Below are 23,024 nucleotides of genomic sequence, written 5' to 3'. Positions count from 1 at the left end.
CATCGTCGCGATCGTCGGACTCTCATCCTGATCGTCGCTAGACTCTCATCCAGATCGTCGCGCTACAAGCGCCCGGCGAAATCCAGGCTGGCGCCGCTCCGACTCCCTGGCCGAGCAACGTAAAAGGCTCTCCCTGTTATGGCGACTGGTCTCCCTGTTACGCCCGAGCGGCCTCCCTGTTATGGGGCGGCGTCATTTGTGTATCTATCTGTAATAAAACGATATTTCTCGATTGCCGGCTGGAAAAATAGAAAAGCTCCCTGTTATTCGCGAATAACAGGGAGGATCGGTGTCGCGTCGAGGTTGACGCGTTGCCGATCCGATCTACGGGACGCTCATGGCCAAAGCTGATCGCCTCGCCCGCCTCGATGAGCACCGTCTGGAGCTCGAGGCTGACTATCGCACCATGCTGGTCGCCGCCCTGCGGCGGACGGCTGGCGGCCGTCCGGGATTGTTCGGCCACGATCAGCATCGCCGTGCGATCGCCGAGGCAGCGCCGATGATTCTGGAGATCACTGAGCTGGGCGACGAGATCGATGGCATGCGCGAGCAGCTGTCGATGGCGCCGTTCGATCTCCACCGCGAGTTCCTTGCCTCGCGCGGCCCGGTGAAAGCCCATGCCGTCGGCGAGCCGAAACAGGCACAGGCGTGGCTTGACCGTCTGGAAGCAACCGGGAGCACTATATGAGCGGCAAGTGGAAGATCGGCATCATCGGCGGCTCGGGCCTCTACGCGATCGATGGGCTCGATAACATCGACTGGGGCAATGTCAGCACCCCCTGGGGCGATCCGTCGGACGAGCTTTTGTTCGGCTCGATCGGCGATGTCGATCTCGTTTTCCTCCCGCGCCACGGCCGCGGCCACCGGATCCCACCCTCGGATCTCAACTTCCGCGCCAATATCGACGCGCTGAAGCGGTGCGGCTGCACCGATATTCTCGCCATCTCCTCGATCGGATCGTTGCGCGAGGAATTGCCGCCGGGGCATTTTGTGGTAGTCGACCAGTTCATCGACCGGACGGTCGCACGGGCGTCCAGCTTCTTCGGCCCCGGCATGGTCGCTCATGTCTCGATGGCCGATCCGGTCTGCCCCCGCCTGTCCGCCTTTGCGGCAGAGGCAGTGACGGCGGTCGGCGGCAAGATCGCCAAGGGCGCGACCTATCTCGCAATGGAGGGGCCGCAATTCTCGAGCCGGGCGGAGAGCCTGCTCTATCGCCAATGGGGCGCCGATGTGATCGGTATGACGGCGATGCCCGAGGCCAAGCTCGCCCGCGAGGCCGAGCTGCCATACGCGCTGATCGGCATGGTCACCGATTATGATTGCTGGCGCGAAGAAGCGGCTTTCGTCGAGGTCAGCGACGTGATCGCGCAGATGGGCGCGAACGGCGCGATCGCGCGCAAGACGGTGGCAGCGTTCATCGCCGCGCTGCCGGCTGAACGCACCCCCTCCCCGCTTGATACCGTGCTCGATCACGCGCTGATCACCGCCCCGGAGGCGCGTGATCCAGCGATGCTCGCAAAGCTCGACGCAGTCGCGGGGCGGGTGCTGCGCTAGGCATCGCCGCGCGGTGAAGCCTGAAACCAAATGCCGCCCGATCGATTGACGGCTCGTCGCGCATGCGAGAGGGTCAAGCAATGCCACCGCCACCCGCCAGCACTGTCGCCGATGGCATGAGCGATTCCGAACCGCATCGCCCCTCGCTGTCCGAAAGCTATCGCACCGTCGCGGTGCCGCTCGGCGACGGCCGCTTCTGGCGCAAGATCGGCGCCTTTGCCGGCCCGGGCTATATGGTCGCGGTCGGTTATATGGACCCGGGCAACTGGGCGACTGACCTCGCCGGCGGATCGGCGTTCGGCTACAGGTTGCTCTCGGTCATCCTGTTGTCGAATGTCATGGCGATGGTGCTGCAGTCGCTCTCGGCCCGGCTCGGCATCGCCACCGGGCGCGATCTCGCCCAGGCATGCCGCGCCAATTACGGGCCGGTCGTCAATTTCAGCCTCTGGATCCTGTGCGAGCTGGCGATCATCGCCTGCGATCTGGCTGAAGTGCTCGGCACCGCGATCGCGCTGCAATTGCTGTTCGGCCTGCCGCTCGTCGCCGGCGTCTGCCTGACCGCCTTCGATGTGCTGCTGATCCTCGGGCTGCAGCGCTTCGGCTTCCGCAAGCTCGAGGCGTTCATCGTCACGCTGCTGATCGTGATCGCGGGCTGCTTCGCCTATGAGCTGGCGATCGCCCGGCCGAGCATTGCCGCGATCGCTGGCGGCATGCTGCCCTCGGCGCAGATCGTCACCAACCCGGCAATGCTCTATATCGCGATCGGCATCCTCGGCGCGACGGTGATGCCGCACAATCTCTATCTCCACAGCTCGATCGTCCAGACCCGCCGCTTCGGCCAGGACGCAGCCGGCAAGCGCGACGCGGTCCGGCACGCGACGATCGACAGCACCGTGGCGCTGACGCTTGCCCTGTTCATCAACGCCTCGATCCTGATCCTCGCGGCGGCCACCTTCCACGTTGCGGGTCGCACCGACGTCGCCGAGATTGGGGACGCCTATCGCCTGCTCTCGCCGATGCTCGGCGCGAGTGCCGCGAGCGTGCTGTTCGCCGTGGCGCTGCTCGCTTCGGGCCAGAATTCGACCGTCACCGGCACGCTGGCCGGGCAGATCGTCGCCGAAGGCTTTCTCGATCTCAAGCTGCCGATCTGGCTGCGGCGGATGGTGACTCGCCTCGCGGCAATCGTCCCCGCCGTCATCGTCGTCGCGCTGATGGGCGATTCGGGCGCGACGAAGCTGCTCGTGCTCAGCCAGGTCGTACTGAGTCTCCAGCTCCCCTTCGCGGTGGTCCCGCTCGTCAGCTTCACGAGCGACAAGGGTCAGATGGGCGCACTGGCCAACCCGCTCTGGCTCAAAATGGTCGCCTGGACGATCGCGGCGGCAGTAATCGGGCTGAACCTGACCCTGCTCTTCAGCTTCCTGCGATAGCGCCGGCCAGCGCGGCAATGCGCTGCGCCTGCTCGAGATGGAGCAGCTCGACCATCGCGCCGTCGACCCGGATCACGCCCTTGCCCGCATTCTCCGGCAGCGCGAAGGCAGCGATGATCCGGTCGGCCCAGGCGACCATCTCGGCGGTCGGCCCATAAGCGCGGTTGGCGGCAGCGACCTGGGCGGGGTGGATCAGCGACTTGCCGTCAAACCCGAACCTCGCACCTTGCGCGCATTCGGCCGCAAGCACCTCGCCATCCTCGATGACATTGCAGACGCCGTCGAGCGCGGTCAGCCCGGCCGCGCGGGCAGCAGTGACGATCATGGCGAGATGGCCGAGCAGCGGCGCACGGTCGGGGCCCGGCGTACTTCGCATTTCCTTGGCGAGATCGTTGGTGCCGGCGAGCAGGCATTCGAGGCCATTGGCCCGAGCCGAGCCGACGATTGCGGAGAGATCGAGCATGCCCGCGCAGGTTTCGATCATCGCCCACAAGGGCAGCGCCCCGAGCAGGGCCCGCGCTGCCGCGAGGTTCGCCGGGTGCGAGACCTTGGGCAACACGACGGCGTCGAAGCCGGCATCGGCGACGGCATGGCAATCATCCCTGCCCCAGGGCGTGTCGAGCGCGTTGATCCGGACAAGCAGCTCGCGCCGCCCGAAGCCACCCTCAGCCGCGGCGACGACTGCCTGGGCCCGCGCCGCTTCCTTGAGATCGGGTGCGATCGAATCCTCCAGGTCGAGGATCACCACGTCGCAGTCGAGACGTCGCGCCTTCTCGATCGCGCGTGCATTCGAGGCGGGCATGAACAGCGCGCTGCGGCGCGGACGGACGATCATCGGGCGGGCTCCCTGCAAGCGATTGGCCGCTTACAGGATGTTGCCGCCCATCGCGCAAGCAGGATCGGTCGCCGGCCCATGAATGACCTGCTCGACGGCGACGCATGGGCATGGGAAAGGGGCGGCGATGAACATCTCGTCTCGCCCATCCTCAATCGTCTCCTCGATGATCGCGCTGTGGGGCTCGGCCGGCGCCTTCATGGGCAATTTCGCGCGTTTCTCCGGCAGGCGGCTCTGGACATCGATCGCTCTCGTCGCCTTTGCGGCGATCGTCGATGGTGCTGGCCTGCTGCTGCTGCTCCCGATCATCGATGTCGTCGTCAGCCGCGATGGCGGGCATCTCCACACAAAGGCTCTCCTCGATTCGATCGGCGTTCACTCGCCGATGGGCCAGCTCGCCGTCCTGCTGGCCGCCTTTGTCTGCGCCGCGCTCCTCCGGGCGTTCGTGCTCTACGCGCGCGACATGCGGCTGGCCCTGTTGCAAGGCGATTTCGCCGAACATGAGCGCAACAAGATCATGCGCACGCTCGCCGGCGCGCCCTGGGTGCGCATCGCCGCCCTCAGCCATGCCCGCATCACCAGCCTGATCAGCGTCGAGGTCAACCGGATCGGCGCCAGCGCGCAATTCATGATCCAGGGCAGTGTCTCGCTGATGATGCTGGTGGTGCAGGGCGCGCTCGCCATCGTGCTGGCGCCCGGCCTGGCGCTGACGATCATCGCCATCCTGGTGGTGGGCGGCGGCGCGATCATGCTCGCCCAGGGCAGGATCCGCGACATCGGCACGCGCATGGTCGACGCCAACCACAAGATGATGGGCAGTGCGACCGGCTTTCTCGGCGGGCTCAAGGCAGCGACGGCGCAGAATGCACAAGGGGGCTTCGTCGAGGAGTTCGCCACCATCCAGCGCAGCGTACGCGGGCGCCAGATCGAGTTCATGGAGCGCCAGGCGCGCGCCAAAAGGCTGTTCGCGATCGGGTCGTCGCTGATGGGCGCGGCCGTGGTGCTGACCGGCTATGCCGCCACTGTTTCGCCCGCGACCCTGATCACGCTCGTCCTGATCTTCGGGCGGATGAGCGGACCCGCGCTGATGATCCAGCAATCAGTCCAGAATTTCTTTTTCGGCCTGCCCGCTTTCGAGGCGATCCGGAACCTGGAGACCGAGCTGAGCAGCTCCGCCGCGCCGATGCCTGTACCCGTCCCGCCGCCGCCCGGCGCGATCGAGCTGCAGGGGGCATCTTTTCTCCATCCCGGCGGCGGCGGCCTGCGCCCGACGAGCCTCAGGATCGAGCCCGGCGAATTCATCGGCATCACCGGCCCGTCAGGCGCCGGCAAGACGACCCTTGTCGAGCTGCTCACCACGCTGCAGGAGCCACAGGTCGGCCGGTTGCTGATCGGCGGCGAACCGCTTGACGCGGCGCGGCAGGCCGGCTGGCGGGAAAGCCTTGCCTATGTCCCCCAGGAAGGCTTCCTGTTCAACGACACCATCAGGCGGAATCTGACCTGGGGATCCGCCTCGGTGGCTGAGCCCGCGATCTGGGAGGCTCTGCGCCTGGCCGGCGCCGACGAGATCGTTGCCCGCCTGCCCGCCAAGCTCGATTCGCTGGTCGGGGAACGCGGCACCGCGCTGTCGGGCGGCGAACGCCAGCGGCTCGCCATTGCCCGGGCGCTGCTCCGCGATCCGCGCCTGCTGGTGCTCGACGAGGCAGCGAACGCCATCGACGCGGCCGGCGAGAAAGCCCTGCTCGAGCGGCTCGCGGCACTCGATCCGCGGCCGACCATCGTCATGATCTCTCACCGTGCCGAAAGCCTCATCCGGTGCGACCGGGTGATCACGATCGAGTCGGGGCAACTTTCCGGCTAGCCGAGCTCTTTCCGAGCAGGCTGATCCGCCGCCCGGCCCAGAGCGGCAGCCGGAGCACCGGATAGAGGAACCGCAACGACGGCGGCAGCGGATAGCGCAGCACATCGTCGATCAGGAACATCGAATTGCCCAGCAACGCGCCGCGATAACGCCAGTCGGGCGACAGTCGCAGCTGCGCGAGCGTATAGAGCGTGGTGCCGAAGCGCCGGTCGGGAATCTCGGTCTCGGGATCGGGGCCGATCATCAGCTCCAGCGCCCCCGCGGCCAGCCGGTTCATCAGTGGGCTGCCCTCGAGCTCCTGTGCCAGCGCCGGCGGCAGATCGAGCCCGAGCAGCCGCTTGCTCAGCAGCAGCGCCTGGCCGGCGCAGCGCCCGGCACCGGCGTGCTGGGCATGGCGATAGAGCCGCTCGATCTCCTGCGGTGACTCACGCGCGATCAGCGCCTGGAAGTCCGCCAGCCATTTGATCCGGCCCCAGCTGTGCAACGCGCCGTGAACCGCGAGATAGACGAAGAGATCGTCCCGGCCGAGCGTTCGGACCGGCGTGTCGGCGCCGATATCGACAAGCTGGCCGGGCGTGGCCGCATCGACCCCGGGCAGGAAGGTTGGTCCGTCAGTCAGCGCCCAGTGAAGGTCGACATAATAGCCCTCCACCGGATGCCGCATCGACACCTCGTTGCGATACTGGATCAGGGCGCGGCGCTGGGCAGGACCGATCTCGATCTCAGGCACCGGCGATACCAGCAGATAGCCCCGCGCTTCGAGCATCGCGATCGCTGTCTCGGCATGTTCGGGCAGGACCAGCGCATCGATATCCTGCGCTTCCTTGATCGCAGCGGTTCCGTAGGCCAGCCGCGCCAGCGCGGCACCTTTCAGGATCATCGCCGGCATGCCGGCTTCATCGAACATCCGCTGGAAGCGGGCGCTTTCAGCGGCCAGCGCTGCGTTCTTGGCGACCAGCTGGTCAGCGCGGCGGCCGAGCCGGAAGGCGACCGGAATGGCAAGGCTGACCCCGGCCGCCGACAGCGACGCGCGTACGAATCCGGTGACACGATGGCGACGCACGACGCGCAGGAAACGGCCCCAATCGGTAATCGCGGCCGCTGCCTCGCGCACCGCTTCGTCGCGCGCCGCCGAGGGCGGCCAGCGGCAACATGCCGCGACCAGCTGAATTTCGGGCACGAGCGCACGCTTGTTCATCGGTGCGCCGAATAGCCGGTCATCGAAAAAGGCCGCGCCGCTTCTGCCGTCGCCCAGCTCTTGTTGGGGCTTGCCTGCATCACGAAGCGAAGCTCACCGCCTGCTTCGATGTCGGCATGCCGGATGAACCCGCGGGTCAGCGGCTGTCCGTCTAGAAAGACCTGGCCGACATAGCGGTTCGTCTCGGACAGCCCCTCGGCCCGGATGGTGAAGCTCTTGCCGCTCGGCAGGTTCAGCACTGCCCGATCGACGAATGGCCGCCCGATCACATATTCGCCCGATCCCGGCGCGACCGGATAGAAGCCCAGCGACGTGAAGATCAGCCAGGCCGACATCTGCCCGAGGTCGTCATTGCCCGACAGGCCCTCGGGTGTCGGCTTGTACTGGCTGTCGACGATCTGCTTGAGCCGCTCCTGGGTACGCCACGGCGCGCCGGCATAGGTGTAGAGATAGGCGACATGGTGGCTCGGCTCGTTGCCATGGATATATTGGCCGATCAGCCCGGCGATATCCTCGGCATGGCCGTAATCGAGCTTCGAATTGTCGAAATCGAACATCGCATCGAGCTTCTTCACCGTCGCGGCGTCGCCGCCGAGCGCGCGGATCAGCCCACCCTCGTCCTGCGGCATGAACCAGGAATATTGCCAGGCATTGCCCTCGGTATAGTCGCTGCCATAGTTGATCGCGGTCGGATCGAACGGCGTGCGGAAGCTGCCGTCCACCTTGCGGGCCCGGACAAAGCCAGAGGCCGGGTCGAAGCTGTTCCGCCAGTTGAGCGCCCGCTTCTCGAAGCGTGTCGCGATATCGAGGCGCCCCATCGCCCGCGCCATCCGCGCGATCGTCCAGTCGTCATAGGCATATTCGACTGTCTTCGATGCCGCCTCGGGCTCGCGGTCGATCGGCACGAAGCCGAGCTTCTTGTAATCGCCAAGGCCGCCATAGGGCTCGTAATCGGCACTCGCGACCATCGCATCGAGCGCTGCGTTGGCGTCGAAGCCCCTGATCCCCTTGAGATAGGCATCGGCGATGATCGGCACCGCGTGATAGCCGATCATGCACCAGGTCTCGCGGCCGTTGAACTGCCACACGGGCAGGATGCCGAACGGGCTGTGCTGCCGGCTCGCGATCAGCGAATTGACGAAGTCGGCGTTGCGCTGCTCGGGCTGGATCAGCGTCAGCAGCGGATGCTCGGCCCGGAACGTATCCCAGAGCGAGAAGGTCGAGTGGAAGGTGAAACCCTCCGCCTTGTGGACCGCGTCGTCGGGCCCGCGATAGCGGCCGTCGGCATCGCCATAGACGCTCGGGGCGAGCAGGCTGTGATAGAGCGCAGTGTAAAGCGTCTTGCGCATCGCCGGCGCCGAATCGATCCGCACCGCGCCGAGCGCCTTGTCCCATGCAGCATGGGACTGCGCGCGGATCGCATCGAAATCGCCCGGCTCGCTGGCGAGATTGCCGATCGCCCCTGCCTCGTCGACGCCCGAAATCGCCACCCGCACCTCGAGCGGCCTTACCAGCGCCCCGAAATCGAGCCGCGCGACCAGCGCCCGCCCGGCGAGCATCGCAACCCCATCATCGCCGCGCCCGGGGCCCTGGAACCCCTTGTACGGGACATCCTCCTCGCGGTTGACAAAGGCGTGGCCGGCGAGTGGCGCCGAGAAGCGCATCGCGAACCAGAGCTTGCGCGCCGGTGCCCAGCCCCGCGTTTCGCGCATGCCGGTGATCGTGCCGTCCGGCGTCACCCGGATCGTCGACCACAGGATCTTGCCGGGATAATTGTAGATGCTGGACCGCAGATCGACGATCAGATGCGCCGGCGTGCCGGTCGGGAAACCGTAGCGATGCACGCCGACCCGCGTGCCGGCGGTCATCTCGGCCCGGACGCCGGGGTCGCTCAGCGTGACGGCATAATAGCCCGGCGTTGCGATCTCGGTCGCGTGACTGAAGCGCGAGCGATAACCGGACCCGGGTTTCGCGGGATCGCCCGGATCGAGCGGAACGTCGTCGCCGACCGCCGGCGTGACGAGAATGTCACCGAGATCGCTATGCCCGGCGCCCGAAAAATGGGTGTGCGAGAAGCCGAGGATCGTCGGGTCTTCATAGCGATAGCCCGCCGCCCATTTATAGCTTTGCTTGAACGGCTTGATATCGGTGTCGGGGCTGAGCTGGATCATCCCGAACGGGGCAGTTGCGCCTGGGAAAGTATGGCCCTCGCCGCCAGTGCCGATCGTCGGATCGACCGCGTCATAGGGTGTCTCCGCCTGTTGGGCCGCGCCGGCAGTCGCCACGGCGGCGAGACCCAGCGCCAGTGCCGAGCAGATCAGGAAACGATTCATACGACCCTGGCTCTCCGGTTGGGCTTGAAGCCGAGCAGAACATTTCCCTCGGTCGAAAGATAATTATGCCTGTAATCGAAGCGGGGCGCGTCGGCGAAGAGCAAATAATAATATTTCATCTGCTCGGACCACCAATAGCCAGGGCAATGGTCGCGCTGGAGCTTGGGGGTGGTGGTGACATCGGCGAGATCGGCATAGCCATAGGACGCGCGGTTGGCTGCCTTCATCGCGAGATAATGCGTCCGTGCAATCTCGCGCCAGCGCGGGTCGCGGTCGAGCAGCCAATGGTTGAACGCTGCATCGGCGAGTTCGGGGCGCAGGCTGTTGCTCTTGTAGGTGACCGCGCCCGACGCGAAGTCATAGCCTTCCGGCAGCACAGCGAACCTGTCCTGAAGCCATGCCCAGCTTTCGGTATAGGCCCTGCCCTCGCGCGCCGCGCCGCCCTGAGCGAGCAGCCCGCCATAGAAGGAAGCAAGCTCATCCTGTTCGGTCGAGAGGCGCGCGCCGGTCTCGAAATCGACATCGACCACCCAGAGCCGCTCGGAAAAGTCTAGCTGATGGCTGAGGATCGCCTTGGTGCAGACCTCATACATATGCTTGCAGTCGCGGTCGCCGAGCAGCTGCCAGCCATCCCACAGATACTCATAATAGCTGTCCGACGGCGGCCCGACCGTGGCGCGGCGGGTAAGCCACTTGCCCGTCACTGCGTCGATTCCGTCGGCGAGCAGATCGATCTTCGATCGCCGCACGAACAAGGCGACCATCGCCTTCTTCGCGGTGTCGAGATAGCGCCGGTCGCCGGTCAGCCGACTGAGTGTTCCCCATTCGGGCAGATAGGTGCCGATCTCGGCCGGGTTGGTCGCCGGATCCCGGACAGCCCCGGTCCGCAGGTTGATATAGCGCCAGGGCAAGCCGGTCGGCGTGGCGAAGGCGGGAATCAGCCGGTCGGCGATATCGCGCGCCTTGGCGAGCAGCACTGGATCACCACAGGCGTGATGCGCCGAGAGCAGCCCGCCGAGCAGCCGGATCGAGGTTTCGAATACGGACACCTCGCCGTCACGGTCGAAGTCGAGATTGGCCTTCACCCATCCCAGCGCATCAGCGAATTCGGCGTCGAGGCCCATCACCCAGAGCGTGTCCATCGCCTCGATCAGGCTGAGGCCGAGATGTTCGGTCTTCAGCGGAAAGCTCGAAAAACCGCCGCTGATCGGCTTGATCTCGTCGCGGCCCCAGGCGCGTTCGCGATAATGGCGCCACGCCCAGGCCATCTCGGCCTTCACGTCCTCGCCGAGCGCCTTCCAGTCGGCCTCGCTGCGCCCGGCGGAGAGTCGCGCCGCGGTTGCCGCCAGCAAGCCGCCGGTCGCACGAAGCAGGGTGCGGCGGGTGGGCATGGGACGCATCGATTTTCCCGTCACGATCCGAAAGACATTTCTCCTTAGCCCGGCGCGCGCCGGTGTGACGACCGGAATCATGAAAAATCGCGCCGGAGCGGGTATCGCAAGGCCTTACGTTGTCATCGCATATGGTTTCGCAACCGTTCCAGCCGCAACGGGCTACCGCACTCCCGAATCTCGTGCTAGCTGAGCGCCATGGAGCAGGGACGTCGCGCAACGATCGTGGATGTGGCACGCGAGGCTGACGTCTCGATCAAGACCGTTTCGCGCGTCTTCAACGATGCCCCCAACGTCACCGCCAAGACCCGCGAACGGGTGATCAAGGTCGCGACGGCACTGCATTACCATCCCAATGTCGTGGCGCAGGGCCTGGTCGGGCGGCGCTCTTATCTGCTTGGCCTGTTCTACGAAAATCCGAGCCCGAACTATGTCGTCGAGCTGCAGCAGGGCGCGCTCGACAGGCTGCACGGCGAGAAATACCGGCTCGTGGTGCTTCCCGTCGAGCAGGTGTCGGCGATTGCCGAGAATATCCTGTCGCTGGTACGCTCGGCCGCGCTCGACGGAATCGTGCTGACCCCGCCGGCCTCCGACCATCCAGTGATCATCGAACGCTTGAAGGCAGCGCATTTTCCGTTCGTCCGCATCGCCCCGACGCGCTCGCCTGACCTTGGCCCGCACACCATCACCGACGATGTCGGCGCGGCCCGGATGATGACTGAATATCTGATCTCGCTCGGTCACAGGCGGATCGGCATGATCAAGGGTGATCCGAGCCATCCCTCGAGCGAGGCGCGGTTGCTCGGCTTCTCCAACGCGCTGTCCGCGGCCGGGCTGAAGATGCGGCTCGATGACATCGAGCAGGGCATGTACACGTTCGAATCGGGCTTTGAGGCAGCGCGGCGGCTGTTGTCGCGCAGCGAACGCCCGACCGCGATCTTCGCCCAGAATGACGACATGGCAGCGGGCGCGATCATGGCGGCGCATGACCTGCGCATCGAGGTGCCGGGCGCGCTCTCGATCGCCGGCTTCGACGACAGCGCGATCGCCAAGATCGTCTGGCCGCGTCTCACCACGATTCACCAGCCGGTGTTCGACATGGCGCGCGCCGCAACCGACATGCTCGTCGCGATGCTCGAGAAGAAACCGCACGAGCAGGTGATCAACTATCCGGTCGCGCTCGTGACGCGTCAATCGACCGGGCCGGCGCCAAAAGGCCAGCCATCCACCGATTAAAATTGATAACGTAGGTCATTTCGTGATCTAAGGCTTCCAGAGACCCGAAAGCACCGGGCCTGCGGGGAGGACATATGCCGGGATATAGCCGTCAGGGGCTGAGGGCCGTGTTGCTTGCAGCCGGTGCGATCGCCATTGCCGCCGCACCCCATGCCACGGCACAGACGCCGGCTGCAGCGCCCTGGCCGCATGTCGGATCGCCGCTGCGGCCGAATCCGGCGATGGAAGCACGGATCACCAAGCTGCTCGCGGCGATGTCGGACGAGGATAAGGTCGCCCAGATCGTCCAGCCCGACCTTGCCAGCGTCTCGGTCGCCGAGATGCACCAATATCATTTCGGGTCGATCCTGACCGGCGGCAATTCCGGCCCCAATGGCAATGACAAGGCGCCGGCGCCGGAATGGCTCGCCTTTGCGGATTCCGCCTGGGACGCGATCATGAAGCGCGATGACGGCCGACCCGCGATCCCGCCGATCTGGGGCATCGATGCAGTGCACGGCCATGCCAACATCATCGGCGCGACGATCTTCCCGCAGAATGTCGGGCTTGGCGCGATGCGCGACCCCGACCTGATCCGGCGGATCGGCGTGGTCACCGCGAAGGAGATGGCGGTCACCGGCATTGACTGGGATTTCTCCCCGACGCTCGCGGTGGTGCGCGATACGCGCTGGGGGCGGAGCTATGAGGGCTTTTCCGAAGACCCTTCGATCGTGCGCTCCTATGCCGGTGCGATGATCGAGGGTCTGCAGGGCAAGCCTGGCACCAAGGAGTTCCTGCGCGATGGCAAGGTGATCGCGACCGCCAAGCATTTCGTCGGCGATGGTGGCACGGCGAACGGGGTCGACCAGGGCGACAATCCTTCGAGCCCGGAGCAGATCCGCGACATTCACGGCGCGGGCTATCCGCCGGCGATCGGCGCCGGCGTTCAGGCTGTGATGGCAAGCTTTTCGAGCGTGCGCGGCCAGAAGCTCAGCGCCGACCGCGACCTGCTGACCGGCGCGCTGCGCGAGCAGATGGAGTTTGACGGGCTGACCGTCGGCGACTGGAACGCGCATGGCCAGGTGCCGGGCTGCTCCAACACCAGCTGCGCGGCGGCGATCAATGCCGGCATGGACATGGTGATGGCGCCGGACAGCTGGAAGGGATTCTACGCCAGCACATTGGCGCAGGTGCGATCGGGCGAGATTTCGCACGCCCGGCTCGACGAGGCGGTGCGGCGCATCCTGCGGGTAAAACTGCGCGCCGGCATGTTCGACAAAGGCAGGCCGTCGAGCCGGCCCTTCGCTGGCCGCTTCGACCTGCTCGGATCGCCCGAGCACCGCGCCGTGGCGCGCCAGGCGGTGCGCGAATCGCTCGTGCTGCTCAAGAACCAGGGGCAAGTCCTGCCGCTGTCCCCGAAGCTCAACCTGCTCGTCGCGGGGGACGGCGCCGACAATATCCCCAAACAGGCGGGCGGCTGGACGATCAGCTGGCAGGGCACCGGGACCACCAATGCCGATTTCCCGCACGCCCAGTCGATCTTCGCGGGCATTGCCGAAGCCACGAGATCCGCGGGCGGCAGCGCGACGCTCAGCGTCGACGGCAGTTTCACGGCGAAGCCCGATGCGGCGATCGTCGTGTTCGGCGAGGATCCCTATGCCGAGTTCGCCGGCGACCGCCCGACGCTCGAATATCGGCCGGGCGACACGCGCGATCTCGACCTTCTCAAGAAACTCAAGGCGCAGGGGATTCCGGTGGTTTCGGTGTTCCTGTCGGGGCGGCCCTTGTGGGTGAACCCGGAGATCAATGCCTCGGACGCGTTCGTCGCTGCGTTCCTGCCGGGCGGCGAAGGCGGCGGGATCGCCGATGTGCTGCTCGCCGATGCCAGGGGCAAGCCGCGGCATGATTTCCACGGCAAGCTCTCCTATTCCTGGCCGAAGCGGATCGACCAGAGCGCGCTGCACCATGAGGATGCCGGCTATGATCCGCTCTTCGCCTTTGGCTACGGCCTGACCTATGCTGACAAGGGCGATCTGGCACCGCTGCCCGAGGCGCATCCGGCCAATGCCACGCGCGAGGACGGGATGATCTTCGGGCGCGGCAAGCTGCCCGCGAACTGGAGCTTCGATCTGGCCGAACCGCACGGCGTGGCGGTGCCGGTGAAAGGCAATTCGGGCACGACCGGTGGCGGAATGGTCCGGATTTCGGGTGTCGACCGGAGCGCGCAGGAAGATGCGCGCGCATTGGTCTGGGGGGCGGCCGGTGGCACGGCGCGTATCGTCGCCGACAAGCCGATCGACATATCGCGCGAGAGCAATGCGCAATACAGCCTGATCGTCGACTACCGCATCGATACGGCGCCGGCGAGCGTGGTACGGCTCGGAATGCAGTGCGGCGATAAGTGCGGCGGCACCGTGCCATTGACGGCGACTCTGCGCGCTGCCCCGGTCGGTCAATGGACCACGCTGACGCTGCCGCTCCCCTGCCTGGCCAAGGCGGGGCTCGACCCGAAGCGGGTGACCGCCCCCTTCACGCTGGAAAGCGACGGCGCGCTGGCGCTGTCGATCTCCGGTATCCATTACACCAGCGCTGGCGCGGGCGACGCCTGTCCGCAATGATCCCTCCTTCACGAAGAAAGATATGCGCATATGAACGGCAAGACAGCTGGCGGTTCGGTCGCGGCCTTTGTGGTGGTGACCTGCCTGTTTTTCGCCTGGGGCTTCATCACCTCGAACAATGATCCGTTGATCGCGGCGATGCGCGGCATCTACACGCTCAACGTTGCCGAGGGGATGCTGACTCAGTTCGCCTTCTTCCTTGCCTATTTCGTGATGTCGATGCCGGCAGCGGCCTTGCTCGCCCGGCTCGGGCACAGCCGGACGATCATCGCCGCGCTGATGGTGATGGTCGGCGCGTGCCTGTTGATGCTCGTCGCTTCGCGTGCGCACGCCTATATGATGGTGTTGGTTGCCCTGTTCGTGATGGCGAGCGGGATCACCGCGCTGCAGGTCGCGGCGAACCCGCTCGCGGCGTCGCTCGGCAAGCCGGAATACAGCCATTTCCGGCTGACCCTCGCCCAGGCGTTCAACTCGCTCGGTGTCGTCGCCGGGGTTCATATCGGCTCGACGCTGATGCTGCGGAACGATGTGTTCGGGAAGGGCGGCCATATCCTGCCCGGCGTGCCCGCCGCCACCGCGCTCGGCGCCATCGATCATGCCTTTGTGCTGATCGCGATTGCCGTTCTCGCGCTGTCGGTGCTGATTTTCGCGTTCCGCCGCAACATCGACGCCTCGGCCTCGCATGGCGAGACCGCCAGCGCTTCGCCGATGGAGGCATTGCGCGACTTCTGGGCACGGTTCGGGGCGCTCGCGATCTTCCTCTATGTCGGCGCCGAGGTGACGATCGCCAGCATCATGATCAACTTCCTCAACCGGCCCGATGTGCTCGGCTTGCCGCTCGACATCGCGGGCGCGATGCTCGCCAATTATTACTGGGCCGGCGCGCTGGTCGGGCGCTTCATCGGCAGCGCCTTGCTGACCCGCATCCGCGCGACCTGGCTGCTGGCCGGGGCGGCACTGATCGCCGCGTGCCTGAGCGTGGCCGCCTTCCTGCTGCACGGCCCGGCCGCCGCCTATGCCGCGTTGAGCGTGGGCCTCTTCAACTCGATCATGTTCCCGACGATCTTCAGCATCACCATGGAGCGTTCCAGGGCTTCGACCGCTTCGGTTTCGGGGCTGTTGTGCATGGCGATCGTCGGCGGTGCGCTGATCCCCTGGGCTTCGGGTCGGATCGCCGATGCGACGACGATCGGCATGACCTTCGTGCTGCCGGCGATCGCCTATGTCGGGATCCTGATCTTCGCTGCGACCGGCAAGCAATCGCGCCTGTCGGGCGAAGGCGGGGACGGCGGCGAGACGGCGCCCTTGGTGGCGCATTGACGCAGCCTGGAACGCGACGGCGATAAGGCAGGTCTGAACGCAACTATCGGATGGCAGGGCCGCGAATGATGTGACAAGAAGCGCGCCATGCAGACGCCCGCCACCCGTTACGACATCCTTATCGTGGGGGCGGGCCATGCCGGCGCGCAGGCCGCGATCGCTCTCCGCCAACGCAAGTTCGAGGGGACCATCGCCCTCCTCGGCGACGAGCCTGATCTGCCCTATGAACGGCCGCCGCTCTCCAAGGAATATCTCGCCGGCGACAAGCCGTTCGAGCGGATCCTGATCCGCCCCGCCGCTTTCTGGCAGGAGCGCGACATCGCGATGCTGCCGAGCCGGACGGTGATATCGGTCGATGCTGCGGCACATGAAGTCACGACGGCGGACGGCGCCAGAATTGGCTATGGCAGCCTGATCTGGGCGACCGGGGGCAGCCCGCGCCGGCTCACCTGCGCCGGCCATTCGCTGCGCGGTGTGCACGGCGTTCGCAACCATGCCGATGTCGACCGGATGATCGCCGAGCTGCCTGACGTGACCCGCGTCGTCGTGGTCGGCGGCGGCTATATCGGGCTCGAGGCAGCGGCGGTGCTGACCAAGCTCGGCAAGCATGTGACGGTGCTCGAGGCGCTTGACCGGGTGCTGGCGCGGGTTGCGGGCGAGCCGCTCTCGCGCTTCTTCGAGGCTGAGCACCGCGCGCACGGCGTAGATCTGCGCACCGGCGTCACGGTCGAGAGTATCGAGGAAAGGGATGGCGCGGCGACCGGCGTCCGTCTCGCCGACGGGACGATCCTGCCCTGCGAAATGGTGATCGTCGGCATCGGCATCATCCCCGCGGTGGAGCCGCTGCTGGCGGCAGGCGCCGAGGGCGGAAACGGCGTGCTGGTCGATGCGCAGTGCCGCACCACCCTGCCCGATGTGCTCGCGATCGGCGATTGCGCCGCGCATGCCAACCGCTTCGCCGGCGGCGCGGTGATCCGGCTCGAATCGGTCCAGAACGCCACCGACCAGGCCAACACCGCCGCCAAGCTGCTGTGCGGCGAGCCCGAGCCCTATGATGCGGTGCCGTGGTTCTGGTCGAACCAGTACGACATCCGCCTCCAGACAATGGGGCTGTCGATCGGTTACGACCAGACGATCGTGCGCGGCGATCCGGCGACGCGAAGCTTCTCGGTCATCTATCTCAAGGCCGGGCGCGTGCTCGCGCTCGACTGTGTGAACATGACGCGCGATTACGCTCAGGGCCGTGCCCTTGTGCTTGCCGGCGCGACGCCTGACCCTGCCCTCCTCGCCGACCCCGAGACGCCGCTCAAGAGCCTCCTGTGAGTGACGGCTACGCCGCCATGGCGGAGGCGGCGCGGCAGGCAATCGCGTATCGCCGCGCCGTCGCGACTGCCGAGACGACGCCGGTCGCGACCTATGCTGAGATGCTCGCTGCGTTCAGCGCACCGACGCCCGAACGGGGTGGCGACCCCCAAGCGATCATCGCTGAACTCGCCGAATGCGCCACGCCGGGCATCCGCGCCTCGACCGGCCCGCGCTTCTTCGGCTGGGTGATCGGCAATTCGCACCCGACCGGGGTCGCCGCCGACTGGCTGACCGCTGCCTGGGGGCAGAATGCGGCGAACCTGCAGGCGGCGCCCGCGGCTGCTGCGATCGAGGCAGTGGCGGCGACCTGGCTGCTCGACCTGCTCGGATTGCCGGCGGAGGCATCGGTCGGCTTCGTGACCGGCGCGACGGTCGCCAACTTCGTCTGCCTCGCCGCGGCGCGGAGCGAAGTGCTGAGGCGGGTGGGATGGGACGTCGAAGCCGACGGGCTGTTCGGCGCGCCGCCGATCGCCGTGCTGATCGGCGAGGACGCGCATGCGACCGTCTATTCGGCCATCAAATATCTCGGGCTCGGCGCCGGCCGGGTTCGGATGATCGCCTGCGATTCGAGCGGACGGATGCTGACCGGTGACCTGGAGCGCGCGATCGCCGAACGTACCGACCCGACGATCGTGATCGGCCAGGCGGGGCAGATCAACACCGGCGCCTGCGATCCTTTTGCCGAGATCGCGCCGGTCGCCAATGGCATGGGCGCCTGGCTCCATGTCGATGGCGCCTTCGGGCTCTGGGCACAGGCGAGCCCGGCGCAGAAGCATCTGACCGCCGGCGTCGACCTTGCCGACAGCTGGGCGACCGACGGGCACAAATGGCTGCAGACGCCTTACGACTGCGGATTCGCGATCGTCCGCGACGCCGAGGCGCATCGGCGGGCGATGGCGATCACCGCGAGTTATCTGCCGCCGGCCGAAGGCGCCGAGCGCGACCCGTCGGCCTATGTGCCCGAATTGTCGCGGCGGGCGCGGGGCTTTGCGACCTGGGCGATGATTCGCCAGCTCGGCCGCGAGGGGATCGCGGCGATGGTCGAAAGCCACTCCGCGATCGCGCTTCATATGGCGGAGCGGCTTGTGGCGGTACCGGGGGTCGCACTGGTCTGCCCGGTCGAGCTCAACCAGTTCATGATCCGCTTCGGCGCGGCCGATGCGGCGACGCTCGCGACGATCCGCCAGGTGCAGGAGGACGCGGTTGCGTTCATCGGCTCGGCGCAGTGGCGCGGGCACTGGGTGATGCGGGTTTCGGTGACCTCGATCGCGACGACCATGGCCGAGGCTGACGTGACCGTGGATGCGGTGATCAGCGCCTGGGAGCGCGTTGCCGATACGCAGTGATGCGGCATTTTCCGGGCTCCGGCGGTCGATTGCCATGGCGCGGTGTAGCGACGCTCCCGCAGGGGTTGAATCGGGCAAGTGTTGGAAATGTCATGAGGGTTACTGACATTTTCGTCGACGCAAGCAAACTGGACTCGCATCCTAAATAATGGATAATAATCAATAAGTTAAGTACATATTTCTTGATAGCGCCCCGGCGAAATACGGCTTGCTTGCCGTCGCAGGTGCAATTTGTCTCTCCCACGCGCTGTCGGACAGAACGCGTCGGCATCGCCACGAAAATGGTTGCATCGCCCGTTGCCGCCGGCCGACATGCCAATATGCTGCACGGCGTAAGCGGGGGGTTCGCATTCGCCTTTTCCCCGGTTCCAGCATCATCCGGACCTGAGGGGGCTCCCATGGACACGCCTGATCCAGTCACGCCGCTCACGCCAGCCGAGCAGGCCTTTGTCGACACGCTCAACGCGAACTGGACCCGTGAGGAGGTGCTTGCCCGGCTGCAAAAGGATCTCCAGACCGCGATCGAGATCGAGCTCGCGACGATCCCGATCTATCTCTACACCTATTATTCGCTGGTCCGGAACAACGAGAGCGGCGAGACGATCAGCGACGCACAACTCTATGCCAACAAGGCCGGCGGGGTGATCATGAGCGTGGCGGTGGAGGAGATGCTCCACATGTCGCTGTCGTCGAACGTCCTGTTTTCGATGGGTGTCGCGCCGCAACTCTACCAGCAGGCGCCGAGCGCCTATCCGACCGGCCTGCCCTATCACAATCCGAAAGGCCCGATCGGGCCGGACGGGCAGACCGCGGTGCAGATTCCGCTCGGCAAGCTCGGTTTCGAGCAGCTCTGGCACTTCCTCCAGATCGAATATCCCGAACAATGGAACGCGCCGCCGCAGGACAGCAACTGGGACACGATCGGCCAGTTCTATTCCTACATCCGGTGCCTGCTGAGCACCGCTTTCCTGACCGATGGCGACTTCCAGCAGGGCGCATGGGCGAACGCGATCCAGCCGGAGAATTATTCGCCGAACAATGTCGACACGGTCTATCCCGATGCCGGCTTCGATCCCTGGAAGCCGGCGCCGCCCGCGCCGACGCCGGGCTGGGCCGATCCGGTGCAGGGCGCGGCGGCCGCGGCTGTCTATCCCGATTATGACGACAGCCATGCCGGCCAGACCCAGCTTGTCGCGGTCCAGTCGATCCAGGACGCGGCGACCGCGATCGACACGATCTGCGACCAGGGCGAAGGGGTGCCGATCCCCGACGTGGGGCCGAGCCCCGACGACGATCAGTCGAAGGACGAGGAATCGCATTATGTGAAGTTCCTCACCCTCCAGGCCCAGTTCGCCGATTATGCCGGCACCACCGAGCAGCGGCCGCTACAGCCGCCCGCGCCGGCGGACGTGATCCAGCCGGCGATCACCCAGGCCGATCTGCTTGCCGCCGGCGTGCTGGTGAACATGCCCGACAACCCGGTCGCGGCGAACTATCCGCCGCTCTATTCGGACATCGCGAACTTCTGCAGCGCGTGCTTCCAGTACATGCTGATCATGACCGAGACGATCTATCGGGTGCCGCCGGCGAACCAGAAATTGTTCTTCAACGAAGGACTGCACCGCTCGATGATCTGGGTGCTCGACAAATATATCCGTACCATCCGGCAGATCCCGATCACCAGCGGCACCTATGCGGGCACGGTGATGGGCCCGACCTTCGAGAATGTGTCGCTCGGCCTGCGGGTGAATTCCTTCGCCGGGCTGACCGACTATGGCAACAAGGCGATCGAGGCCGCCAAGGCGCTCATCGCCGAGGAGGACGCTGACGAGGCGGGCGACAAGATCGCCGAGGCACTTGATCATCTGAACTTCGCGGCCGAGGCAGCGAAGATCGAGAAGGACGGCGATCTCGTCAGCGTGCTGCAGAATGTGATCTATTATGTCGGCGTCGCGATCTCGAAAACCAGTGCCGACGGTTATCCGATGCACCTGCCCGATGTCGGCCAATATTGGGCCACCGCCTGATACCACCCCTTCCGCGAGAGGAACGACCCATGGCATCCTGCGCCACGCCGACCCCGACACCGGCCCCTCCGCCCGGTGTTCCCGTGCCGACCCCCTACCCTTATGCCGCCGAGCCGGCTTTTCCTGGCCCGGGCGTGATCGGTCCGCAACCCGCCGGCATGCCGCTTCACGCCTGTATGGGGCTCAACGCGTGCGCCGGCGCGGACCGGTTCGGCACCGCGGGCCCGCCCGGAGGCAAGGGGCCGAATGCGTGCGCCGGGCAAGGCTATTGCTCGACTGGCACCGACCATACCTGCCATGTCCAGAATGACTGCAAGGGGCAGGGCGGCTGCGGCCTTTACGGCACCGGCGAGGAGATGAACAATCCCGGCGCCAATGACTGCCGGTCGCTTGGGTCGTGCGCGACGCCGATCAACGGCGAGCGCTTCAGCACCAACGGGCCGAACCATGGCCAGAGTGTATGGCTGCGCGCCCGCGCCGTGTTCGAGGCGAACTGGGCGGCGAATCAGGCTGAGCTCAAAGCGCTGCAGGCGGCGGGCAAGATCGCTTCGACCCAGGCGTTGCCCGAGACGCCGGGTCCAGCCCCCGCCGCCTTCGCGGCGACCGGGCCGACCTATCTGTGGATCTCGCAGGACAATGAAGCCCGCGGTAACATGACAGCGTGCGGGTCGAGCGGGATGAGCGGGGCCGGTGGCTGCAGCTGACGGCGCGCTGGCCGGGCTGCCCCGGCTCGGGCTTGGGCTCGGCCTGCGCAGCGTGCATTTCGAGACCATCCTGTCGGGCGAGCCCCGGGATCTGTGGTTCGAGGCGATCTCCGAGAATTTCATGGATTCAGGCGGGCGCCCGCGCGCGGTGATCCGCGCGGTGGCCGAGCGCTATCCGCTGGTGCTGCACGGCGTCTCGCTGTCGATCGGCAGCGCCGATCCGCTCGACTTCGGCTATCTCGCGGCGCTCAAGCGGCTGGCGGACGAGGTGCGCCCCGCCTGGGTAAGCGACCATCTGTGCTGGACGGGCGTGAACGGGCACAATTCGCACGACCTGCTGCCGATGCCGCTGACCGAGGAGAGCCTCACCCATGTCGTCGCGCGCGTCCGCCAGGTGCAGGATTATCTCGAGCGCCCGCTGATCCTCGAGAACCCCAGCAGCTATGTCCGCTTCGCCCAGTCGACCCTCGACGAGCCCGGCTTCCTCCGCGCGCTGGCCGAGGAGACCGGCTGCGGCTTGCTGCTCGACGTGAACAATGTCTTCGTGACCTGCTTCAACGCCGGCGCCGATCCCGCCGCCTATCTCGACGCTTTTCCCTGTGACCGCGTCGTCCAGATGCATCTCGCCGGACACCAGGACATGGGCAGCCATCTGATCGACACCCATGACCGGCCGGTGCGACCCGAAGTGTGGGAGTTGTTCAGTCGCGCCTGGGCGCGGACCGGCGGCGCCTCGACCCTGCTCGAATGGGACGACCATATCCCCGATTTCGATGGGTGCCTTGCCGAACTGCGCAAGGCCGAGCGGTACATGGCGGGCGAGCCGGCGCCACGTGCGACCGAGGTATATGAGACGGGCGAGGAGGGGGTTTCAAACCCGGTCGGCTTCATCGTACCGCGGGTGATGAACGGCATGGTCGAGGAAGCGGCATGACCGCGCTGGCGGTGGCGCAGCGCCGGATGCACGATGCGCTTGTCTTTCCCGATGCCGATCCGGCTTCCGCGCAGGCGCTGTTCGCGGGCGACGGGCGGCTCGGCGCGGCCGGCGGGCTTGCGGTCTATCAGCGCGGCTATTTCCTGCGCATCGCCGCCTGCATGCGCGAGCAGTTCCCAGCGCTGTGTCACGCGCTCGGCCATGCGCTGTTCGACGATTTCGTCGCCGACTATATTCGGGCGTGCCCGCCGGTACGGCACACGCTTTACGACCTCGGCCGCCGCTTCGCCGGCTGGATGGAAGCGAACCGGCCGGATGGCGATTCGCGCGAGCCATGGGTCGACTTCATGATCGACCTCGCCAGCTTCGAATATGCGGTGTTCGTGATGTTCGATGCCGAGGGCAATGAGGGCAAGCCGTTCGCCACGCCCGATACGCCCGATACCGCGCTGCGCCTTCAGCCCGCCTTCGCGCTGGGCAGCTATGGCTTTCCGGTCGCCGACTATTACCACGCCGTGCGCCGCGGCGAGGATCCGTCGCTGCCCCTGCCCGCCCCCAGCCACGTCGCGCTGGTGCGAACCGATTACGTAATCCGCACCGTGCCGCTAGGCGAGACTCACCACGCCTTCCTGGCCGAGATGCTGGCCGGGAGCAGCGTCGAGGCGGCACTGGTCGATGTCGCTGTGCGGTTCGGGCTCGACCTCGAAGAGGCGCGCCGCTCCTGGCGCGAGGCGCGGGGCAGCCGCGACCGCTGGATCGAATGGGGCTTCTTCGTCGGCGCAAATCCCTGAGCCGATATTCCCGAGAGTGCCGGTATCCGGGGGCGCTCACAACCTTCAACCCTTTGTTTACCATCAGGATTCGTCCGCAGCGGAACCGTCGGCGCACGCGGTCTG

General features: G+C 66.3%; 17 protein-coding genes. 13 read left to right on the top strand and 4 right to left on the bottom strand.

Translation table 11 applies throughout. The features are described 5' to 3' along the window. Positions 1-337 precede the first annotated feature (337 nt). From ABD050_RS06255 to ABD050_RS06245, 3 genes are all read left to right on the top strand, one after another. Complete coding sequence (locus ABD050_RS06255) at positions 338-688, top strand: hypothetical protein (RefSeq protein WP_343888377.1); 351 nt, start codon at positions 338-340, stop codon at positions 686-688. Then, positions 685-1,554 (top strand): S-methyl-5'-thioadenosine phosphorylase, encoded by an 870-nt coding sequence (locus tag ABD050_RS06250; protein WP_343888376.1) that lies wholly within the window; start codon positions 685-687, stop codon positions 1,552-1,554. The genes ABD050_RS06255 and ABD050_RS06250 overlap by 4 nt, the downstream gene beginning before the upstream one ends. Before the next feature lie 116 nt (positions 1,555-1,670). Then, the gene (locus ABD050_RS06245; RefSeq protein WP_343888375.1) at positions 1,671-2,981 is read left to right on the top strand and encodes an Nramp family divalent metal transporter; all 1,311 of its coding nucleotides are present in this window, start codon (positions 1,671-1,673) and stop codon (positions 2,979-2,981) included. Here the strand turns inward: ABD050_RS06245 and ABD050_RS06240 are convergent. Beyond that, positions 2,965-3,816 carry an HpcH/HpaI aldolase/citrate lyase family protein gene (locus tag ABD050_RS06240; protein ID WP_343888374.1) on the bottom strand — a complete coding sequence of 284 codons (852 nt, stop codon included), beginning with the start codon at positions 3,814-3,816 and terminating at the stop codon, positions 2,965-2,967. The genes ABD050_RS06245 and ABD050_RS06240 overlap by 17 nt on opposite strands. Before the next feature lie 127 nt (positions 3,817-3,943). On the opposite strand from ABD050_RS06240, the gene ABD050_RS06235 reads away from it, so the two are divergent. Continuing rightward, positions 3,944-5,677: an ABC transporter ATP-binding protein gene (locus tag ABD050_RS06235; RefSeq protein ID WP_343888373.1), complete on the top strand. Its 1,734-nt coding sequence runs from the start codon at positions 3,944-3,946 to the stop codon at positions 5,675-5,677. Here the strand turns inward: ABD050_RS06235 and ABD050_RS06230 are convergent. The 3 genes from ABD050_RS06230 to ABD050_RS06220 are packed head-to-tail and all read right to left on the bottom strand — an operon-like array spanning position 5,646 to position 10,608. Beyond that, complete coding sequence (locus ABD050_RS06230; protein WP_343888372.1) at positions 5,646-6,875, bottom strand: nucleotidyltransferase domain-containing protein; 1,230 nt, start codon at positions 6,873-6,875, stop codon at positions 5,646-5,648. The genes ABD050_RS06235 and ABD050_RS06230 overlap by 32 nt on opposite strands. Then, positions 6,872-9,208: a GH92 family glycosyl hydrolase gene (locus ABD050_RS06225; RefSeq protein WP_343888370.1), complete on the bottom strand. Its 2,337-nt coding sequence runs from the start codon at positions 9,206-9,208 to the stop codon at positions 6,872-6,874. The genes ABD050_RS06230 and ABD050_RS06225 overlap by 4 nt, the downstream gene beginning before the upstream one ends. Next, positions 9,205-10,608 (bottom strand): glycoside hydrolase family 47 protein, encoded by a 1,404-nt coding sequence (locus ABD050_RS06220; protein ID WP_343888369.1) that lies wholly within the window; start codon positions 10,606-10,608, stop codon positions 9,205-9,207. Before ABD050_RS06220 ends, ABD050_RS06225 begins: the two co-directional genes overlap by 4 nt. 189 nt (positions 10,609-10,797) lie before the next feature. Between ABD050_RS06220 and ABD050_RS06215 the strand changes: the two genes are divergently transcribed. The 9 genes from ABD050_RS06215 (at position 10,798) to ABD050_RS06175 (ending at position 22,919) form a co-directional block, all read left to right on the top strand. Then, entirely contained in the window at positions 10,798-11,835 is a 1,038-nt protein-coding gene (locus ABD050_RS06215) for a LacI family DNA-binding transcriptional regulator (RefSeq protein ID WP_343888368.1), read from the top strand. Positions 11,836-11,909: 74 nt separating this feature from the next. Continuing rightward, positions 11,910-14,432 (top strand): glycoside hydrolase family 3 protein, encoded by a 2,523-nt coding sequence (locus ABD050_RS06210; protein WP_343888367.1) that lies wholly within the window; start codon positions 11,910-11,912, stop codon positions 14,430-14,432. 30 nt (positions 14,433-14,462) lie between these two features. Further along, positions 14,463-15,752: a glucose/galactose MFS transporter gene (gene gluP, locus ABD050_RS06205; RefSeq protein ID WP_343888366.1), complete on the top strand. Its 1,290-nt coding sequence runs from the start codon at positions 14,463-14,465 to the stop codon at positions 15,750-15,752. A gap of 87 nt (positions 15,753-15,839) precedes the next feature. Next, positions 15,840-17,075, top strand: a complete 1,236-nt coding sequence (locus ABD050_RS06200) for an NAD(P)/FAD-dependent oxidoreductase (protein ID WP_343888365.1) — start codon at positions 15,840-15,842, stop codon at positions 17,073-17,075. After that, positions 17,072-18,463 (top strand): pyridoxal phosphate-dependent decarboxylase family protein, encoded by a 1,392-nt coding sequence (locus tag ABD050_RS06195; protein ID WP_343888364.1) that lies wholly within the window; start codon positions 17,072-17,074, stop codon positions 18,461-18,463. Before ABD050_RS06200 ends, ABD050_RS06195 begins: the two co-directional genes overlap by 4 nt. 398 nt (positions 18,464-18,861) lie before the next feature. Beyond that, positions 18,862-20,490, top strand: coding sequence for a ferritin-like domain-containing protein (locus ABD050_RS06190; RefSeq protein ID WP_343888363.1), 1,629 nt, complete (start codon positions 18,862-18,864; stop codon positions 20,488-20,490). 29 nt (positions 20,491-20,519) lie between these two features. Continuing rightward, positions 20,520-21,194 (top strand): hypothetical protein, encoded by a 675-nt coding sequence (locus ABD050_RS06185; RefSeq protein WP_343888362.1) that lies wholly within the window; start codon positions 20,520-20,522, stop codon positions 21,192-21,194. A gap of 7 nt (positions 21,195-21,201) precedes the next feature. Continuing rightward, a complete protein-coding gene (gene bufB / locus ABD050_RS06180) occupies positions 21,202-22,128 on the top strand; it encodes an MNIO family bufferin maturase (protein ID WP_425542414.1) in 927 nt (308 codons plus the stop codon). Further along, on the top strand, positions 22,125-22,919 hold the full coding sequence (locus ABD050_RS06175; RefSeq protein ID WP_343888360.1) for an HvfC/BufC family peptide modification chaperone: 795 nt from the start codon (positions 22,125-22,127) through the stop codon (positions 22,917-22,919). The genes bufB and ABD050_RS06175 overlap by 4 nt, the downstream gene beginning before the upstream one ends. Positions 22,920-23,024 lie beyond the last annotated feature (105 nt).

The sequence above is a fragment of the Sphingomonas oligophenolica genome (assembly GCF_039522915.1).
Lineage (GTDB): Bacteria > Pseudomonadota > Alphaproteobacteria > Sphingomonadales > Sphingomonadaceae > Sphingomonas > Sphingomonas oligophenolica.
This window is presented reverse-complemented; position numbering and strand designations above follow the sequence as displayed.

Coding starts and splice junctions, on each gene's coding strand:
- ABD050_RS06255 (WP_343888377.1), top strand. CDS start 338: ATGGCCAAAGCTGATCGCCTCGCCCGCCTCGATGAGCACCGTCTGGAG.
- ABD050_RS06250 (WP_343888376.1), top strand. CDS start 685: ATGAGCGGCAAGTGGAAGATCGGCATCATCGGCGGCTCGGGCCTCTAC.
- ABD050_RS06245 (WP_343888375.1), top strand. CDS start 1,671: ATGAGCGATTCCGAACCGCATCGCCCCTCGCTGTCCGAAAGCTATCGC.
- ABD050_RS06240 (WP_343888374.1), bottom strand. CDS start 3,816: ATGATCGTCCGTCCGCGCCGCAGCGCGCTGTTCATGCCCGCCTCGAAT.
- ABD050_RS06235 (WP_343888373.1), top strand. CDS start 3,944: ATGAACATCTCGTCTCGCCCATCCTCAATCGTCTCCTCGATGATCGCG.
- ABD050_RS06230 (WP_343888372.1), bottom strand. CDS start 6,875: ATGAACAAGCGTGCGCTCGTGCCCGAAATTCAGCTGGTCGCGGCATGT.
- ABD050_RS06225 (WP_343888370.1), bottom strand. CDS start 9,208: ATGAATCGTTTCCTGATCTGCTCGGCACTGGCGCTGGGTCTCGCCGCC.
- ABD050_RS06220 (WP_343888369.1), bottom strand. CDS start 10,608: ATGCGTCCCATGCCCACCCGCCGCACCCTGCTTCGTGCGACCGGCGGC.
- ABD050_RS06215 (WP_343888368.1), top strand. CDS start 10,798: ATGGAGCAGGGACGTCGCGCAACGATCGTGGATGTGGCACGCGAGGCT.
- ABD050_RS06210 (WP_343888367.1), top strand. CDS start 11,910: ATGCCGGGATATAGCCGTCAGGGGCTGAGGGCCGTGTTGCTTGCAGCC.
- gluP (WP_343888366.1), top strand. CDS start 14,463: ATGAACGGCAAGACAGCTGGCGGTTCGGTCGCGGCCTTTGTGGTGGTG.
- ABD050_RS06200 (WP_343888365.1), top strand. CDS start 15,840: ATGCAGACGCCCGCCACCCGTTACGACATCCTTATCGTGGGGGCGGGC.
- ABD050_RS06190 (WP_343888363.1), top strand. CDS start 18,862: ATGGACACGCCTGATCCAGTCACGCCGCTCACGCCAGCCGAGCAGGCC.
- ABD050_RS06185 (WP_343888362.1), top strand. CDS start 20,520: ATGGCATCCTGCGCCACGCCGACCCCGACACCGGCCCCTCCGCCCGGT.
- ABD050_RS06175 (WP_343888360.1), top strand. CDS start 22,125: ATGACCGCGCTGGCGGTGGCGCAGCGCCGGATGCACGATGCGCTTGTC.